Here is a 17,766-nt window from a genome sequence, read left to right on the forward strand (position 1 = left end):
GGGGACGTCGACGCCGATCGGCCTGTCTCGACATCGCCGGCGAACGGAATGCGAACTGATCACTCAGACCGGGCGAGCGTACGGCGACGGGAGGCGAGCGCGCGCTTATAGGCTGTGCCGTGTGTGGCAGGCCAGTGCTTTCGAAGAACAACTCGCGGCAGCACAGGCGCAAGGAGACCTTGCCCTCTGCCTTGGTCTGCTGCGGGCGGCGGATTTCGCGATGCCGATCAGCGAGGCAGCCGCCGCCGGCGACGAGCCCATGGCCTGGGCCACTCAGGCCGACGACGAGCGTACGTGGCTGATCGTCTACACCTCGGCAGGCGCGCTCAGAGCGGCCACCGGCGTCGAGAACCACCGGGTCGTGTCGATGGTGGAGCTCGCCGCGGGCTGGCCGGACCTCCGGTGGGGGCTGGCGGTCAATGCCGGGCTGGAGCTCGCGTTCTTCCTGGAGCCGGGTACGGTGGCCAGGCTCGCCGTGCCCACATTGGCCCAGGACCACGCGGTCGAACCAGGTGTCCCGATCGTGCAGAAGTTGCTGGGGCCCGCGGAGATCCAGGCACTGCTCGATGACGGCAAGCCGCGGGTGTCCGGTTACTGCCACCACGCCCTCGACGTCGCCCACATCGCGACACCATCCGTGCTCGCTGAAGCGCTGTCACGGGAGGACGCGCTCACCGACCAGGGCGCCCTGAACATCCTGCGCTGGCCCGCGATCGGCGTCGATCTCTACCCGACGCCCTACGGCGGGGAGGACGAGGAGGGGATGCGGGCCGTCGCCGGCTGGGTGGTCGAGGAGCCGCCCTTCGTCGGCATGGGACTGGTGCCGAGCGTAGATCAGACGATCAGGGAGTACAAGGTGACGGGAGTCGCGCTGCCGTACGGGGCGGAGATCGTGGAGTTGGGGATCGACGGGGTCACGCGTGGCCGCGCCGTCTTCGACGGGGACCTCGGACAGTGGCTCCTGCGGGCCGCGCAATGACCCGGTCCCTCTACCGCTGGGCGGCGCGATGACGCGGTCCTTCTACCGCGCCCGCTGGGGCGGGGTCGACTACGAGGCCGCTCCGGAGCTGAGCGCCGACGGGGTGTGGCTGCGTCTACGCGACACCGCCGCGCAGGCCGGGTTCGAGGAGATCGCTTCCGGCGTCTGGGTCAGAGCGGTGCCCGCCGCGGAGTGCGAACGGGTGGACCTCGTCACGACGGTCTGCGTGTGGAAGGGCGCGTCTTTCCTGGTCATCGCGGAGAAGGACGGCGAAGTCCTCCTGGAGTACGCCGGCGCGTCGGTGCCCGTGGCGATGGAGCTCGGGCTGGAGCGGGTCGAGCGGGGCGTGTACCGCCGCTGGATCGCCGGTGACGAGGTGACCGCGCTGCGCGAGCACGCCGCTGACCTTGGGAAACTCTAGTTTTTTGGGAATTCACTATGAACAACGGTGAATGACGCCTATATGATCCGTTACTCCTAGAGCGGGTGTTACCTCTCTGTAATAAGGAGATTACGGCACGTGCGATCGACTGGAGAAGCGGAAACGTCTGGTATGCAGGCTTATGCCGATGAACTACGCCAGGCGTTTATTCGTTTACAGGACGACGGGCTTCGTCTTTTCGCGGAGGCGAAAGCCGTACAAGTGACGGAGAAATCCCAGGACGGCCTGGTCGCGGTAACGGTCGACGCGCGCGGTGAACTGGTCCGGCTGGATCTTGACCCCCGGATTTACCGCCGCCCCGATGCCCGTACTTTGGCCGATGTCATCACCGACACCACCCACCACGCGGCGGAAAAGATGCGGCAGCGCGTCGTGGAGATCTTCGAGCCGGTGATCCCCGCCGAGCAGATGCGGGCGCACCTCGACGGCGACGTGGAGACCGTGCTCGCGCAGCTCGCCGACCAGATGGCGGGGAGGGAGAATGCCGGTTCCTAGCCCCCGGACCCTGTACCTGGGCCCGTCAATCGAGAGCGGCATCGCCCAATGGAACACCATGGCCCTCGACCTGGAGCAGGCGTGGCCGGAGGTGTCCGAGGAACTGAAGGCGCTCAACGCGGCCGCTCCCTGGGGGAACGGCGCGGAAGGCCGGATGTTCGCGCAGGCCTACCTCAAGGACGACGGCCCCAGCAGGCTGGTCGAATCCGGGACCGCGCTGGTCGGCGAGATCGTGGACGTCGGGCCGCTGCTACGCGAGACCATCGCCAACTCCCGCTCCACGGACACCGCGATCGCGCAGGATCTCGCCTCCGGTGGTCGAATCAGAAAGGAAGTGTGACGGTCCAGCGTGGCGGGTCGCGGTGACGTCAATTCACAGACGCCGGATGGGCTGCCATCGGACAGGTTCGGGGGATCTCGGCCAGCGATGTGCGTCCGGTGTGGGAGACGGAGAAGCTGCCGGACTGGGTGGTCTACTGGCTGATCCCGATGCTCATGTCGGGGCAGGCGTGGCCCGAGGCCAGCGAGAGCGGTCTGTGGCGGCTGCGGGAAGCGCACCGGCGGGCCGTGGACACCTATGTGGCCACGTTCGAGCCGACCGGCACGGCGGTTCGGACCATCGCCGCGGGATGGGAGTCTCCCGCCAAACCCGTCACGTTCACCCGCGTGGAGCGGATGTACGACGAGCAGACCGGCGCCCTGGCCAAGATGGCCGCCCACCATCAGTACGCCCAGCAGGCGGACGCCTTCGCGCTGGAGACCCAGTACTCGAAGATCTCGATCAACGTGGCCTTCTGGGTGGCCGTCATCGCGATCGCCGTGGCGTTGCTCGTCTCGTTCTTCTCGGCCGGTGCGACGGCGCCACTGGTGGGCCCCGCGGCGTCGAGCCTGCGGCTGGCCATCAGGAACATCCTCACCCGCCTGGGGATCGCGGCGGCCCGCCCCGCCGGGGTCACTGCGGCGGGCCGACTGACCACCCTCGCGGGCGGCACACTGGGCCGCCGGTTCATGTCGGCCGCGCTGACGCACGAACTGATCGAGGAGATCGGTGAAGAGGTCTTCATCGACGCCTTCACCCAGTACAAGCAGATCCAGATGGGCACCCGGCTGAGCTGGGACTGGGACAAGACCATGGCCGCGGCGGTGGGCGCCGGCGTGGGCGCCGTCGCCGGCACCAAGCTCGGCGCTCCGGTGTCCCGGCTCACCAGCGCCGTCCCGGGGATCAGCCACCTGAACCGGACGGCGGGCGACCTGCCCGGATGGGGCAACGCCTTCCGGCGATTCCCGGGCCGGGCGTTGAACACGGGCCTGAACAACGTGGTGGCCTCGCCCGCCGGCAGTTTCGTGGCCAACGGGCTCGTGTACGGGCAGTGGGAGCCGCCAACCGCCGACTCCCTGGTCGGTGGGTTCATGGGTGGCGCGGGCCGGACGAACACGATCAGCCCGTTCAATCCCAGCGTGGCCGGGGCGGTGCTGCACCCCATGAGCGCCCTGAACTCCGCCATGGACACCGCAGCGGCCACCGACCTGACGCGGACCACCGACCTGGCACAGGCCGACACGGACACGCGGCCCAATACGGACCCTGATACAGGTGCCCGGCCCGGCACGGATGGGCGGCCCGGCACGGATGCGCGCCCCGCTGGTGGTCCGCAGGCTCCGCCGAACGGGACGGGGTCCTACGGCGGGCCGGTCTCCCCCACGGTCCCCCCGCAAGGTACGCCGGGCGAAGGTGCACCGGGCGGTCCGGGACGAGCGACGGCCGAGCCGCCGATGAACGGCTCCCGGCCGGTGGCCTCCCCGGGCGCTCCCGACACGCCCCAGACCAGGCAGCCCGCACCCCCGCCTGGGGATCCGCGACCGGCTGGGGATCCGATGCCGAGTAGGGCACAGCCCGGCTCCAGCGCATCGGCCCCCGAGCCGACCCGGCCCGCCGAGCCCGCGCCAGCCGAGACGGCACGTCCCACCGACCCCGCGACTCTGGCCGACTCCACGACACAGGCCGACTCGGCGACGCGGCCCAACCTGGCGGCACAGCCGGATCCGCAGGCCGCCGACCCGAGCCGACCGGGCCGGCCCGCGAGCATCGACGACCTCATCAACCGGGACACCACACCTCGCACAGACGACCCGATCGACCGGGCTACCGCACCTCGCGCAGACGACCCCATCGGCCGAGCTACCGCACCCCATACAGACGGCCTCGTCAGCCGCGACACCGCACCCCGTACAGCCGTGGACCACGCGACCCGGACCCCGACCCTCAACATGGACCCACCCCCCAGGTCCGGCCAGACGCTCGCCAACGTCCGCGATCCCCGGAACGTTCCGCTGGCCGCTCGGTGGGAGCCCCTGCGCGGATCGGCCACCCCTGAGCCGATCACCGTCCCCCACACCGAGGGCGCGGCCCAAGTGGAGGCCCGCAGGCTGCTCGTCCCGTGGCGGGGCGGGTTGCACCCCGTCACGGAGTTCACCGTCCGGGTCCAGTATCGCGCCGACCCCCGGCTCACCCCCGAGGAGATCGCCGACGCGCACGCCCGCCTGCTCGAAGGGATCGACCTCTACTACAACCACCAGCACCAACTGGCCGACGGATCGCTCCTCCACGTACGGATGGAGTTCGTGGCCGCGCCCGACGAGGCCCCGGACGGCACGGTCGTCCTGCTGCACCCCGGGACCGGCACCCGCGCCGCCGACTTCGCCGACCGCGAGAGCTGGCACAGCGAGGGTGAGGTGATCAGCACCCCGCTGGACCAGCTACGGTCTTACCGCGACCGGCCCCCGATCCACTATCTGAGCTGGTACGCGGGAATGGAGCCGGTCGTGTTCGCGCACGAGACGCTACATCTGCTCGGCATGCTCGACGAATACGTCCACCCGCTCGCCGAGGACCGGCGCGACCTGGCCGCGCGCGACGTGCACGCCGACTCCAATCTGCTGGGTCAGGCCCAGCTGTTCTGGTCGGCCGGCCGGCCCGTCCTCGACCGGGACGGCCGTACGGTGGCCGAAACGGCGGGGCTCCGCGACCGGCACCTGGAGCATCTCTTCGCGCTCCTGCCGGAGAGCGACCAGCGGCCCAAGGTGTCACTCACCCGGCCCGCCCCCGTAGCCCCGGCCGAGGAGTGGTCGCGGCCGGAGTTCGAGCCGGCCGGTCGTCTGCCGGGGAACGTCCTGAGGCTGGTCGAGGAGTTCCCGTCCGACGGGCGCCCGCTCGTGGAGCACCTCCGGCTGCTCGAACGCATGGACGGCCTGTTCGCCGACGGGCGCCCGCTGACGAACGAGCACTTGGCGTACACGGACGCGCTGGTCCGGATGACGCAGGACATCTACGGCACCGGACCGGAGTACTCCTTCGCCATCGCCGAGCTCGCCGCCTTGAAGCACCTGGCCGAACTGCTGCTCGGCGACTCCGTACCGCAGCTCGACCTGCTGCGGACCGCGGTCAACGCGTTGCTGGGCAGGGACGCGACCACTCCGGTGACCACCCAGCAGATCCACCTGCTGGTACGCCTCGCGGCGACCGTGTCACCCCACCCCGGAGAGCCGGGAGCGGACACGTTGCGCCGGGCCATCCAGAGCTTCCGGCGCTCGATGCCGGGCGTCGTCCAGCTCCGCCGCGCGGGAATCAGCCTGCCCACGACCCCGGCGCAGACGGACCCCAGCACGAAAGCGCAGGCGGACCCCACCGCGACGGCGCAGGCGGACCCCAGCCCGGGCCCCAGCGCGGATTCCAGCACGGATTCCGCCCCCAATCCCACCGACGGGCTCCGCTCCAGCCTCAGCCCCACCGGTGACCGGAACGCCGACAGCGATCCCCGCCAGTTCCTGAGATTCTGGCGCGACCTGATGAACCAGGTACGCGCCGAAGCCCACCGGCGCGGCACAGCGCCCCTCGACGAGCTGCAGCAGTTCGCGCTTCAGCGCGCCATCGGCCGTATCTTCGCCGCCAACCCCGACGACTGGATGCTCAAGGGCGGCCAGGCGATGCTCTCCAGGAACCCGGGCGGCCGGGCGAGCACCGACATCGACCTCGTCAGGATGTCGGGGAACCCGGATCCGGACGCGATGGCCGACGAGTACGAGGCCGCGCTCGCCCGCGATCACGGTGACCAGCTGCGGTTCGTCCGGGAGTCCAAGGTCTACATCCTGCACGGCAAGGCGGTCAGGATGGCGCACACGGTCTACTGCGGCGACATGGAGATCATGCGGCTCAGCGTGGACCTCGCCCCGCCGCGTACCCGCGCGGTGTGGAAGGAACCGGAGATCATCCCCTTCCCCCAGCAGATCCTCGCGACGGGGCACCCCGACGAGAGCCCGCGCCTGCGGGTCATCTCCTACCACGACACGCTGGCGCACAAGGTGTCGGGCATCTACACCCACGGCATCAGGACGCTGGAGACGCGCTGCCACGACTGCATCGCCCGGGGCAAGGGGTTGTTCAGCTGCAAGGCGGGCGACCTGCCGTACCGGTGTCAGGACCTGGTCGACATCCTGATGATCATTCTGAACTCGTCGTGGGACGGCCCGGCCACGCACGCGATGCTGCACGCGGAGTTCGCCTGGCGGCTGGAGCAGGGCGAGAACCTGAAGGTGCCGTCGGCCTTCGAGATTCCCAGCCCGGACTGGTTCCGGAAGTTCGACCAGTACGCCAGGACCACCCCCGGCCTGCCGTACGCCGGGCTCACCGAGGCCATTCCGGTCGCGCAGGCGTTCCTCGATCCGCTGCTGCGGGAGGAGGCGCCGCCGCCGAGCCGCTGGGACCCCAACCTCCGCCGCTGGGTGGAGACGGACGACGTCACGGCCCCGGACGCCTCCGGTGACACGGTCGCGCCTGACGGCACCGCGGACGTACGGCATCTGCAGGTGCCCAGCACCGCCCCGGCGTCGGCGGTGCACGCCGACCCGGACATGATCGCGACGTGGGACCGGCTGTCCGCGGGCGACCTTGACGCCGAGCTCTCCCAGCTCAAGCAGCGCACCAACCTCTCCCCCGCCGAGAAGGTCGACTTCATCCGCAGCCGGATGATGTACGACAGCGGGTACGTCGAGCTGACCCGCGTCCCCGGCCCGGACAACCAGCACTTCAAACACCTGCGCTTCTACGCCCACCAGCGCGGCGAGCTGTACAGTCACGCGGCGGCCCTGATGGCCGATCCGGACACGACGGTCGAGATCGCCTACGAGCCGGACCGCGGCTTCAAGACCTTCCAGTGGGACGCCCATCAGTCCCACCTGGCCTACCTCGGCGCCCTGCCGAGCGGCATCACCCTGGACGAGGCCAACGCCGCCGTGCTGCACCAGCTGATCAAGGGGCGCACTGTCAACGACCCGGCGGCGCTGGTCGACGCCCTCATCGAGCTGCACGCCAAGCCGCTCAGGGACGCCCTGGCCTTGCGCCAGAGACTGATCGACGAGTACGGCATAGAACCGCACCGGGTCCGGCTGGCGTTCGCCAACACGAGCCAGAAGAGCCACTACAGCGAGTCGCAGTGGATGCGGGCCCAGCTCTTCGCCCTGCGGGCGATCCAGGCCGACCCGGTTCAGGCGCGGCAGCGCATGGTGGACGCGATGCTCGGGCCGGACGAGGCGACGGCCGCGCGGCGCGCGGCACGGGCCCAGGCGGTGATCGACCGGCTCCACCAGGCGAACGGCCAGGCCGACAGGCAGGCGAACGGGCAGGTCGGCGAGTACGCCCTGCTCTGGGTCCGTGACACCCGGGGCCAGCCGGTGGGCGGCCGGCACGGCCCGCACCTGGACACCCGGCCCGAGGTCCTGCGTCAGACGATCGAGGCGCTCCACGCGCGCCATCCCGGTCGGCGGGTCGTTCTTCTCGGCGACGACATCTTCGCCGGACGTCCTGAGCTGGAGGAGGCGTGGCGTCAGGAAGGGGTGCTGGACGGGGTCGACACCCGGACGCTGGTGGAGTTCTGGGCGGCCGAGCACAACGGCGGGCAGGCGCTGAGCTACGCCGAGCAGGGCCTGTTCTTCCATCGCCTGACCACCCAGAGCGACGTGGTGCAGATCGGGATGGAGAGCGGGGCGCTGGAGATCCCGGCCATGCTCGGCGTGCCCACCGTCTACTTCGAGGCCAGGGAGCACGACGGGAACAAGGGCAACCGCTGGCAGCTGTACTGGCAGGACTGGGCCTACGGCGACTCCGAGCCGGTCCTCGACGAGCAGGGCAATCCGCGCTTCGATCCGAGCGGGCGGCCGATCACGCGGTTCGTCACTACGGAGACCAGCCGGGCCCCGTTGCCTGCGATGCGGCGGCTGCTGTTCGGCCCCGACCTGCCCGACCCGGCCAACCGCCGGGGCCAGCCCGTCGCCGTCTACTACCCGGCCCGCGTCGCGGTCACGGTGGACCGGATCAACCGGCTCATCCGCGGCGGTGAGCTGGATCAGTGGCCGGACCGGCTGGGCCGCAGCGCCACGCTCGACGGTGACCGCTGGACGTACTGGAGCGAGGAGGACTGGAAGCGAAGCGCGTACTACGCCGAGCAGCTGCGCCGGTGGGTGCGCGTGGACGCCAGGACGCCCGAGGAGGCCGGTCGTAAGTGGCACGGTATCCGGCTCGCTCTGCTGGGTGTGCTGGAGCCGCAGTTCACCGTCGATCAGGAGTACGAGGGCGTGTCCCTGGCGCATCCGTACGCCGTGCTGCACCTGGAGCGCTCGCGCATCGACGTGGACGCCATCCGGATCTCCCGGGCGTACGGTCTGGATCCCGGCGAGCGCGCCACTGCCGTCGCGAACGCGATCAAATCCCTGCTCGACTCGCCGGGCTTCGCCCGTCAGGCCCTCGACGATCTGCGGCTCTTCCAGCTCGACCGGTCGGAGGTCCGTGACCTGGGCGAGGCGGTCGGCCGTGTGACAGCGGCGCCGGTACGGCCGTACGCCGACCGGCTCGACGTCCCCTTAGGCGACGGGCAGCCGACGCCCCGTCAGGTGCTCGACCGGTTCGACGCCACCAGGGCGGGGCTGCCGGAGGTGAGCGCGCGGGAGGCCGCCGCCTACATCGCGCGACACGCTGCCACGCGGCCGTGGCTGGCCGCCGCGGCCAGTCTGGATCCCGCCGTCCAGCGCGTGCTGGTCGCCATCGACCAAGGTCAGGGCCATCATCTCGCCCGGCACGGGGCGTTCGCCGCCGACGGCCGGCTCCACGGCCGTGTCGCCCGTCTCGAAGATCCGGCGCAGCTCGATGAGGAGCTGCGGGGGCGCGCCACTGACGCGTTCCGGCCGGGCGACCTGGAGCACCGCTGCCCGGACACGGCCACGGCCATCCACGATCCGGTCGCCTTCGCCGTCGCTTTCGCCCGCGCTCTTGAGCACCCGCTCATGCGCGCTGCTCTCGCCACCCCGTTCAACCCCGATCAGCGGCCCGGCCGGGTGTCCTTGCCGATCGGCGAGCTGCTCGGCCCCGACGGGCATCTGTACTGCGCCGGATTCCGGATCGTGCCGGTCGACGGCAGCCCGGAGACCGCCGTCGCGAACCGGTTGATCTGGGTCAGGGCGCTGCGCGCCGGAGAGCGGCCGGGCGTGCCGGAGCCGCAGGCCACGCCCATGGAGAGCTTCGACGGCGGCACCGTCGAGTTCTTCTTCCAGGTCAACGGGCAGCGGGACGGGTATGAGATCTCCACGATGTTCGCGGATCCGCCGCCGCCGGAGAGATGAGTGAGCGCCAAGAGCGGCCGGCCCGCCAGGAGGTGAGTGGGCGCCAAGAGCGCCAGGAGGTGGATGAGCGTCAGGAGCGGCCAGCCCGCCAGGAGGTGGATGAGCGTCAGGAGCGGCCGATGATTTCGGCGGCTATGTCCCAGCTCAGCGCCTCATCCCCGCCCTCCGGGATCAGCCGCGCCACCGCGGACTGCAGGTCCGCCACCCGATCAGCGTGCGCCAGGGCGGCGTAGCCACGCTGGTTACGGGCGGACAGCTCGGCCGGATCGAGGTCGGGCAGGAAATACGCCACGAACTCCCGGCCGTCCTCCGGGAACCCCTGCCGCCCGGCCAGCGGCGCCAGATCCGCGTGGATCCGACGCAGGTCGACGAGATCCTTCTGTACGGCGTCCATGAGGACGCGGCGCAACTCGCCGTGCTCGGCCCAGCCGGCGGCGAGATCCACGATCGTCCGGGCGGGGGTCGTCACCGGAATCCCCTCGACCACGCCCACCTCATCCGGCTTCAGGGCCGCGACATGCATCTTCGTCGCCCGGGGACCCTCGAACTCCTCCGGCACGGTGAACGTCACCAAGGGGCTCGGCTCGGATCCCAGCCCGTGCAGGCCGCAGGCCGACTCGTGCGAGAGAACAGCGTCCTCATGAAGGGACTGCGACCGCTCCCAGCGGAAACTCTCCGGCATGATCGCCAGCCAGGCGGCCAGCGGATAGGCGTAACGCGGCCCCATGGCCGACCACGCGAGCTGGTAGACCGCCCAATCCAGCTCGACCAGCAACCCGGACTCAGCGAAATGGAGCAGCGCCGGCTTGTCGATCCCCAGCCGACCGGCCTGCGCCTCCGTGATCAGCCCGCTCTGGCGCGCGGCGACGGCCGAAAGCGTGGCGAACTGCTCTTCCCACATCATTCCTCCACCAAAGATCCGCGTGACAAGGACAACCTAGCCGCCCCGGCCTCCGCGACTGGTGCTCACGGGCATACACGCAGGTCAGGAGTTTGAAGCCGGTGGAGCTGGCCATGCTGAGCGTAGGGCCGAAGGGGGACTCATGGCGGTGACGACGCTGACGCAGGAGACGGTGACGAGCCTGTCGGAGCAGGTGACGGCCCCCTCCTACGACCGGTCGCGGCTCACGACCGGCATCGTGCACTTCGGGGTCGGCGGATTCCACCGCGCGCATCAGGCGATGTACCTCGACCGGCTGATGAACGAGGGCAAGGCGTTCGACTGGGCGATCTGCGGGGTCGGGGTCCTGCCCGGCGACGCCCGGATGCGCGAGGCGTTGACGGCGCAGGACGGCCTCTACACGCTCGTGCTGAAGCACCCCGACGGAACGCGCGAAGCCCGCGTCATCGGGTCGATCATCGAGTATCTCTTCGCCCCCGACGATCCGGAGGCGGTCATCGAGAAGCTGGCCGACCCTGCCGTACGCGTCGTGTCCCTCACCGTCACCGAGGGGGGCTACAACATCCACCCCGTCACCGGTGAGTTCGACCCGGAGTCGCCGGCGATCCGCGCGGACCTGGCACCCGGTGCGGTCCCGGCCACGGTGTTCGGCCTGGTCACCGAGGCGCTGCGACGGCGGCGCGAGCGGGACGTGACGCCGTTCACGGTCATGTCGTGCGACAACATCCAGGGAAACGGCGACGTGGCCCGCCGTACCTTCACGGCGTTCGCCCGGCTCGCCGATCCCGAGCTCGCCGCCTGGATGGAGCGTGAGGTGGCCTTCCCCAACTCCATGGTCGACCGCATCACCCCGGCCACCACCGACGAGGATCGCGAGGACGTGGCCCGGCGGTTCGGGGTTCGGGACGAGTGGCCGGTCATCTGCGAGCCGTTCACGCAGTGGGTGCTGGAGGAGCGCTTTCCCGCTGGCCGGCCGCCGTTCGAGGAGGTGGGGGTGCAGGTGGTCGCGGATGTCGAGCCGTACGAGCTGATGAAGCTGCGCCTGCTCAACGCCGGGCACCAGGCGCTGGCCTACTTCGGCTTCCTCAGCGGCCACCACTACGTCCACGAGGCCGCGGCGGACCCGGCGATCGCGACGTTCCTGCTCGACTACATGGACATCGAGGCCACGCCCACGCTGCGGCCGGTGCCGGGCGTCGATCTGGACGTCTACAAGCGGACCTTGATCGAGCGTTTCTCCAACTCCGAGGTACGCGACACGCTCGCGCGCCTGTGCGCCGAGTCGTCGGACCGGATCCCGAAGTGGCTGCTTCCCGTCGTACGCGAGCAACTTGCCAGGGGCGGTTCGGTGACCCGGGCGGCCGCCGTGGTAGCCAGCTGGGCGCGTTATGCCGAGGGCGTCGACGAATCGGGGGCGCCCATCGCGATCGTCGACCGGCTGAAGGACCGGCTGACGGCCATCGCGCGGACGCAGCGCCAGGACCCTACGGCGTTCATCGCGAATCGGGAGCTCTTCGGCGATCTCGTGGATGACGAGCGGTTCGTCCGGCCGTATCTGCGCGCGCTGGAGTCGCTGCGCGCCAAAGGCGCCCACGCCACGGTTCGGGAGCTCGCGGAGCACCGCACCTGACAATTTTACTTAACTCACGAAAGCCAAAATATCCCCTTATTTCTACGAAAATCTCACATATGAGTTTTCAAACAATGTCGATAAGGGATAAACCTAGTCTCATCGCCCTTTTCTTATGCGGTATCGGGGGGTGAAGAGGCGGTGAACTATCCACCTCAACCGAGCAGGCGCGACATTCTCCGTGGAGCCATGGCCGCCGGCGCAGCGGTGACTCTCGGCGGCGGGCTGAGCGCTTGTGGATCTCGCGGGGACGTGACGCGAGCCGGCACGACCGACCAGTGGCGCCAGTTCCAGGGCGCCACCCTGAACTTCATCTCGGAGAACACCGCCCCCACCGCGGCCATCGCCGCCAACACCAAGCCGTTCACCGACCTGACCGGGATCAACGTCAACATCGTCACGCTGGAGCTGACCGCCCTGGTCCAGCGGGTCGCCCTAGACCTGGCCTCGGGCCGGGCCCAGTACCAGGTGATCTACGCCGACCCCTACCAGGTGCTCGCCCCGTACCAGCGCGGGCTGGTGGACCTGCGGACGCTGGAGGCGGACCCGAACCTGCCCCGCCTGCCCGGCGGCATCGGCGACTTCATCCCCGTCCAGATGGACGCCGCCGGCCGGTTCGTCGATCCCGCGGCCTACTACGCCCTCCCCTATGACGCGCCGACGATGATCTGGCAGTACCGGCAGGACCTGTTCGCCAAGTACCACGACCGCATGGCCCACGACCTCGGGTTCGACCCCACTCCGGGCGGAGAGCGAACCTGGGAGGAGTACTTCCGGATCGCCCAGTGGTTCAACAAGAACGCCACCTCGGACGTCAAGTACGGCACCGGCCACCAGGCCAGGCAGCACGACTCCCTCATGAACGACTTCAGCAACGTCCTGTGGTCCTACGGCGGCGCCTACTTCGACCACGGCAAGGAAGTGGGCCGTCTGGGCTCACGGGATCCGGGACCGTGCCGGCTCGACTCCGAGGCCGCCATCGCGGGCGCGGAGTTCTACAACCGGCTGCTGTCCATCGCCGACCCGGCCTCCAAGACGTGGGACTGGGACGGCGTCGGCGCCGCCTTCCGCGCGGGCCGGCTGGCGATGTGCCCGAACTGGCATGAGTTCGCGGCCAGCAACGAGCTGGTGCTGCCCGGCAAGGTCGGCTACGCGGTGCTGCCCAAGGGCCCGGTCGCCACGGCCAACATGTACGGCGGCACGGGGGTCGGGATCAGCGCGAACACGATGCCCAACGAGCGCGGCGCCGCCTGGCTGTTCCTCGTCTGGGCCACCTCCCCCGAGACGCAGCTGGCCAACCTCAAGAGCAAGGCCGGTGGCGGCACCCCCACGCGTACGTCCGTGTATGAGATGCCGGAAGTGCGCGCGGCCGAGAAGCGGCCGTCGTCGATGCCCAACATGCTCACGGCCGCCGCGGTACGGCAGGCCTGGACGCCCGAGCGGATCGGCCTGCGACCCAAGATCCCCATGTGGAACGAGTGCAACACCGCGATCTTCACCCAGCTGTCCACGATGCTCAGCGGGGCGGAGTCACCGGCGAACGCGATGCGTTCGATCAAATCCCGGGTGGACCAGATCGTGGCGCGAGGGTGGGTGGCCTGAATGGCGCACGCGGCGGAGACCTCAGCGTCGGTACCCGGCTCGGCCCAGCCGAAGAGCTCCGGCCGCAAGGAGCCGCGGGTCGGCTTCGAAGGCTGGATGATGGCCCCCGGCCTGCTGCTGCTGGCCGCGCTGTCGATCGTGCCGTTCATCGCCCTGATCGCGATGAGCTTCTCCCGCGTCCGGCTGCTGGGCGGGGTGAAACTCGACCTGGTGGGGCTCAACAACTGGGCGCGCTTCTTCACTGACGCGGACATGTGGCTGTCCTGGCTGCGGACGATCATCTTCTTCGTGCTCACCGTGGGGCTGGAGATGGTCCTGGGGATCGGCATCGCGCTGCTCCTGTTCCGCGTGCTGCGCGGCCGTAACATCCTGCTCAGCCTGCTGTTGCTGCCGATGTTCGCCGCGCCGTCGATCGTCGGCCTGCTGGGGCGCTACCTCACCGACTCCACCTTCGGGCTGTACGCGTGGGTGCTGCGCGGGTTCGGCTACACCGGTGACATCCTCGGCGCCCCGGTCAGCGCCTTCGCCGCCGTCGTGCTCATGGACGTGTGGGAGTGGACCCCGCTGATCGCCCTGATCACCCTGGCCGGGCTGTCCAGCGTGCCACAGTCGGTGCGGGAGGCCGCCGCCGTCGACGGCGCCCGGGGCTGGATGACGCTGCGCTACATCCTCTTCCCGGCAATCTCCAATGTGCTGCTCGTCGCGCTGCTGATCCGCTCGATGGACGCCATCCGCTTCTTCGACATCATCTGGGTCACCACCAACGGCGGCCCCGCCGACGCGACCAAGATCGTGCCGGTCCGGCTGTACGAGACCGCGTTCCGCTTCTTCGACCTGGGCTACGCCGCCGCCATCGGCCTGGCGATGCTGGCCTTCTCGATCTTCATCGCGCGTACCTTCGTCCGGCTGCTGGACGTGAGGGGGTTGACCCGATGAGCACCTCGATGACACCGCCGGCGGCGCCCATACCTCCGGAGACCCTTCCCGGCGAGGCCACCCGGCCACCGGTCACCGCCGCCCCGCGCGGCGAGGCCCAGTCGCCGCTGGAGGAGAGCAGCCGGCGTACGCGGTGGCTGGTGACGCTGCTCATCGTGCTGGCGCTGCTCTGGACGCTGGTCCCGCTGGTCTGGATGCTGATGTCGTCGTTCAAGAACGCCGAGGCCGTGACGGCGGCCACGCCGCAGTTCTTCTTCTCGCCGACGCTGGACAACTACCGCAACCTGTTCACCGGCGCCAACAACCTCGGGCCGTACATCGTGCACAGCGTGCTGGCCGCCGGGATCTCCGCGCTGCTCGCGGTCGGCCTGGGCGCGCTGGCCGGGTACGGCCTGGCACGCACCCACATGCGCGGCAAGAAGCACCTGGCCTTCTGGATCATCTCCACGCGTATGGCGCCCATCGCGGCAGTCGTGGTGCCGCTGTTCCTCATCTTCCGCGGGCTCGGCCTGATCGACTCGATTCCCGGGCTGATCCTGGCCTACCTGACCTTCAACCTGCCCTTCGCCATCTGGCTGATGAGCGCGTTCTTCGCCGAGGTGCCCTCGTCGCTGGAGGAGTCGGCGCTGGTCGCGGGCTGCTCTCGCTGGCAGGCCTTCTGGATGGTCATCCTGCCGCTGACCAAGTCGGGGCTGGTCACCACGTTCATCCTGTGCCTGGTCTTCGCCTGGAACGACTACGCCTTCGCCGTGGTCTTCTCCGGGCCGAACTCCCAGACGCTGCCCATCGCCGCCTCCCAGCTGGTCACGCAGACGGGCATCGACTGGGGGCAGCTCACCGCGATCGGCACGATCGTGGTCGTGCCGATGATGCTCGCCGGGCTCGCCGTGCGCCGCTGGCTGGTCACCGGACTCACCCTCGGCGCCATCACCGGGGAGTAGGTGAGGCTATGCGCGCGGCCGTACTGCACGGCATCGGCAAGATCCTGCTGGAGGAGCGCCCCCGGCCCGAGCCCGGCCCCCGGGAGGTGCTGGTACGGGTCGCGTCGGTCGGCACCTGCGGCTCGGACGTGCACTACTACGAGCACGGCCGCATCGGCGACTTCGTCGTGGAGTCGCCGCTGGTGCTGGGCCACGAGGCGTCCGGCACCGTGGTCGTCAGCGGGCCGGGCGTCGGCCGCGAGCTTGTGGGGCGGCGCGTCTCGGTGGAGCCGGGTACGCCCGACTTCACCTGCCGGCAATGCCGGGCCGGCCGCTACAACCTCTGCCCGCGGATGCGGTTCTTCGGCACCCCGCCGATCGACGGCGCCTTCTGTGAGTACGTCGTCGTGCGTGAGGAGTTCGCCTACCCGGTCCCTGACAGCCTGTCCGATGACGCCGCCGCGCTGATCGAGCCGCTGTCGGTGGGCGTGTGGGCCTGCCGCAAGGCCCGGGTCGAGCCGGGCGCCCGCGTGCTGGTCACCGGCGCCGGGCCGGTCGGGCTGCTGTGCGTGCAGACCGCCCTGGCCTTCGGCGCCACCGACGTCCTGGTCACCGACGTGAATCCCGTACGGCTCAGGGTGGCCCGCGACCTGGGCGCGAGTGAGACCCTCGACGTGCGCGAGAACCCGCTGTCCGACGCCGGGTTCGAGCCCGACGTACTGCTCGAATGCTCGGGTCAGCCGACCGCGATAGGGCAGGCCATCCGCGCCGTCGGACGGGCCGGGCGGGTCGTCCTCGTCGGCATGGGCGGGGACGAGATCCCGCTGCCGCTGGCCCACGTACAGACCCGCGAGCTGGAAGTGACGGGCACGTTCCGCTACGCCGGCACCTGGCCCGCGGCCATCGCCCTGGCCGCCGCGGGCCGGGTCCAGCTGGACGCGCTGGTGACCGGCCATTACGGACTGGCCGAGGTCGAGCAGGCGCTCACGGCCGGCGCCCGTGACCCCGAGCTGGTCAAAGCCGTCGTCCGGCCGCAGGAGTGAGTTTTAGGGGAGATCATGTCCAGAGTTCTTTACGATGAGGCGACCAGGGTCTATCCCGGAACCGAGCGGCCCGCGGTCGACGCGCTCGACCTCGACATCCATGACGGTGAGTTCCTGGTCCTCGTCGGTCCGTCGGGGTGCGGGAAGTCCACCTCCTTGCGCATGCTCGCCGGGCTGGAACGGGTCGACGGCGGGCGCATCTCCATCGGCGACCGAGACGTCACCCACCTGGCGCCGCGTGACCGGGACATCGCCATGGTGTTCCAGAATTACGCGCTTTATCCGCACATGTCGGTGGCCGACAACATGGGCTTCGCGCTGCGGGTGATGAAGGCGCCCAAGGAGGAGATCGACCGCCGGGTACGGGAGGCCGCGGGCCTGCTGGACCTGACCGAGTTCCTCGACCGCAAGCCCAAGGCGCTCTCCGGCGGGCAGCGGCAACGCGTGGCCATGGGCCGGGCGATCGTCCGCGAGCCGAAGGTGTTCCTCATGGACGAGCCGCTGTCCAACCTGGACGCCAAGCTCCGCGTACAGACCCGCACCCAGATCGCCGCCCTGCAGCGCAGGCTCGGCGTGACGACCGTCTACGTGACCCACGACCAGGTCGAGGCCATGACGATGGGCGACCGGGTCGCCGTGCTCAAGGACGGGGTGCTCCAGCAGGTCGACACGCCGTTGCGGCTGTACCAGCACCCGGCCAACGTCTTCGTGGCCGGCTTCATCGGCTCGCCGTCGATGAACCTCGCCGAGTACCCGGTCGAGGGTGACGAGGCGATCCTGGACGACACGCGGGTGCGGCTGAGCCGCGAGACGATCCAGGCGCTCAAGGAGGAGGGCGGCGACCGCGTCATCCTGGGCTTCCGGCCGGAGGGCGTCGAGGTGGTGGGCGAGGGCACGCCGGGCAGCTTCCCGGTCACCGTCACCGTCGTGGAAGAACTCGGCTCGGACGCCTTCCTCTACGGCCAGTACGCCGACACGACCGACCCGGTCCGCCTCGGACAGACCGTCATCGCCCGCGTCGACCCCAACATGCCCCCGGCCAAGGGCGAACGGGTCCGGCTGCGCATCCTGCCGGGCAAGGAACGCCTCTTCTCGGCGGCCACCGGCCGGCGACTGCCCGCCTGACCGGGTCCGTTGCCGTTCCTGTGTG

Annotated in this window: 12 protein-coding genes; 11 read left to right on the forward strand and 1 reads right to left on the reverse strand. The window is 70.0% G+C overall.

Going from position 1 to position 17,766, the window contains the following annotated elements:
• Positions 1-121 precede the first annotated feature (121 nt).
• The 5 genes from AB0J16_RS26755 (at position 122) to AB0J16_RS26775 (ending at position 9,584) form a co-directional block, all read left to right on the forward strand.
• Entirely contained in the window at positions 122-979 is an 858-nt protein-coding gene (locus tag AB0J16_RS26755) for an SseB family protein (RefSeq protein WP_358544374.1), read from the forward strand.
• 28 nt (positions 980-1,007) lie between these two features.
• Positions 1,008-1,400 (forward strand): hypothetical protein, encoded by a 393-nt coding sequence (locus tag AB0J16_RS26760; RefSeq protein WP_358544376.1) that lies wholly within the window; start codon positions 1,008-1,010, stop codon positions 1,398-1,400.
• A 132-nt stretch (positions 1,401-1,532) separates the two neighbouring features.
• Positions 1,533-1,916 carry a YbaB/EbfC family nucleoid-associated protein gene (locus tag AB0J16_RS26765; protein WP_358544378.1) on the forward strand — a complete coding sequence of 128 codons (384 nt, stop codon included), beginning with the start codon at positions 1,533-1,535 and terminating at the stop codon, positions 1,914-1,916.
• Positions 1,903-2,256, forward strand: coding sequence for a hypothetical protein (locus tag AB0J16_RS26770; protein WP_358544380.1), 354 nt, complete (start codon positions 1,903-1,905; stop codon positions 2,254-2,256). Before AB0J16_RS26765 ends, AB0J16_RS26770 begins: the two co-directional genes overlap by 14 nt.
• A 98-nt stretch (positions 2,257-2,354) precedes the next feature.
• The gene (locus AB0J16_RS26775) at positions 2,355-9,584 is read left to right on the forward strand and encodes a hypothetical protein (protein ID WP_358544382.1); all 7,230 of its coding nucleotides are present in this window, start codon (positions 2,355-2,357) and stop codon (positions 9,582-9,584) included.
• A 106-nt stretch (positions 9,585-9,690) separates the two neighbouring features.
• Here AB0J16_RS26775 and AB0J16_RS26780 read toward each other — a convergent pair whose 3' ends face one another.
• Positions 9,691-10,488 carry a hypothetical protein gene (locus AB0J16_RS26780; protein ID WP_358544384.1) on the reverse strand — a complete coding sequence of 266 codons (798 nt, stop codon included), beginning with the start codon at positions 10,486-10,488 and terminating at the stop codon, positions 9,691-9,693.
• 139 nt (positions 10,489-10,627) lie between these two features.
• Between AB0J16_RS26780 and AB0J16_RS26785 the strand changes: the two genes are divergently transcribed.
• The 6 genes from AB0J16_RS26785 to ugpC all read left to right on the forward strand — a co-directional run bounded on the left by AB0J16_RS26785 (position 10,628) and on the right by ugpC (position 17,741).
• On the forward strand, positions 10,628-12,115 hold the full coding sequence (locus AB0J16_RS26785) for a mannitol dehydrogenase family protein (protein WP_358544386.1): 1,488 nt from the start codon (positions 10,628-10,630) through the stop codon (positions 12,113-12,115).
• Between the two features lie 252 nt (positions 12,116-12,367).
• The gene (locus AB0J16_RS26790; protein WP_358544388.1) at positions 12,368-13,717 is read left to right on the forward strand and encodes an extracellular solute-binding protein; all 1,350 of its coding nucleotides are present in this window, start codon (positions 12,368-12,370) and stop codon (positions 13,715-13,717) included.
• A complete protein-coding gene (locus AB0J16_RS26795; protein ID WP_358544390.1) occupies positions 13,718-14,653 on the forward strand; it encodes a sugar ABC transporter permease in 936 nt (311 codons plus the stop codon).
• On the forward strand, positions 14,650-15,594 hold the full coding sequence (locus AB0J16_RS26800; protein ID WP_358544392.1) for a carbohydrate ABC transporter permease: 945 nt from the start codon (positions 14,650-14,652) through the stop codon (positions 15,592-15,594). The genes AB0J16_RS26795 and AB0J16_RS26800 overlap by 4 nt, the downstream gene beginning before the upstream one ends.
• Before the next feature lie 8 nt (positions 15,595-15,602).
• The gene (locus tag AB0J16_RS26805; RefSeq protein WP_358544394.1) at positions 15,603-16,616 is read left to right on the forward strand and encodes an NAD(P)-dependent alcohol dehydrogenase; all 1,014 of its coding nucleotides are present in this window, start codon (positions 15,603-15,605) and stop codon (positions 16,614-16,616) included.
• A 15-nt stretch (positions 16,617-16,631) separates the two neighbouring features.
• Positions 16,632-17,741 (forward strand): sn-glycerol-3-phosphate ABC transporter ATP-binding protein UgpC, encoded by a 1,110-nt coding sequence (ugpC, locus tag AB0J16_RS26810; RefSeq protein WP_358544396.1) that lies wholly within the window; start codon positions 16,632-16,634, stop codon positions 17,739-17,741.
• Positions 17,742-17,766 lie beyond the last annotated feature (25 nt).

Source organism: Nonomuraea sp. NPDC049750 (genome assembly GCF_040659625.1).
In the GTDB taxonomy this organism is placed as follows: Bacteria; Actinomycetota; Actinomycetes; order Streptosporangiales; family Streptosporangiaceae; genus Nonomuraea.

Coding starts and splice junctions, on each gene's coding strand:
- AB0J16_RS26760 (WP_358544376.1), top strand. CDS start 1,008: ATGACGCGGTCCTTCTACCGCGCCCGCTGGGGCGGGGTCGACTACGAG.
- AB0J16_RS26765 (WP_358544378.1), top strand. CDS start 1,533: ATGCAGGCTTATGCCGATGAACTACGCCAGGCGTTTATTCGTTTACAG.
- AB0J16_RS26770 (WP_358544380.1), top strand. CDS start 1,903: ATGCCGGTTCCTAGCCCCCGGACCCTGTACCTGGGCCCGTCAATCGAG.
- AB0J16_RS26780 (WP_358544384.1), bottom strand. CDS start 10,488: ATGATGTGGGAAGAGCAGTTCGCCACGCTTTCGGCCGTCGCCGCGCGC.
- AB0J16_RS26785 (WP_358544386.1), top strand. CDS start 10,628: ATGGCGGTGACGACGCTGACGCAGGAGACGGTGACGAGCCTGTCGGAG.
- AB0J16_RS26795 (WP_358544390.1), top strand. CDS start 13,718: ATGGCGCACGCGGCGGAGACCTCAGCGTCGGTACCCGGCTCGGCCCAG.
- AB0J16_RS26800 (WP_358544392.1), top strand. CDS start 14,650: ATGAGCACCTCGATGACACCGCCGGCGGCGCCCATACCTCCGGAGACC.
- AB0J16_RS26805 (WP_358544394.1), top strand. CDS start 15,603: ATGCGCGCGGCCGTACTGCACGGCATCGGCAAGATCCTGCTGGAGGAG.
- ugpC (WP_358544396.1), top strand. CDS start 16,632: ATGTCCAGAGTTCTTTACGATGAGGCGACCAGGGTCTATCCCGGAACC.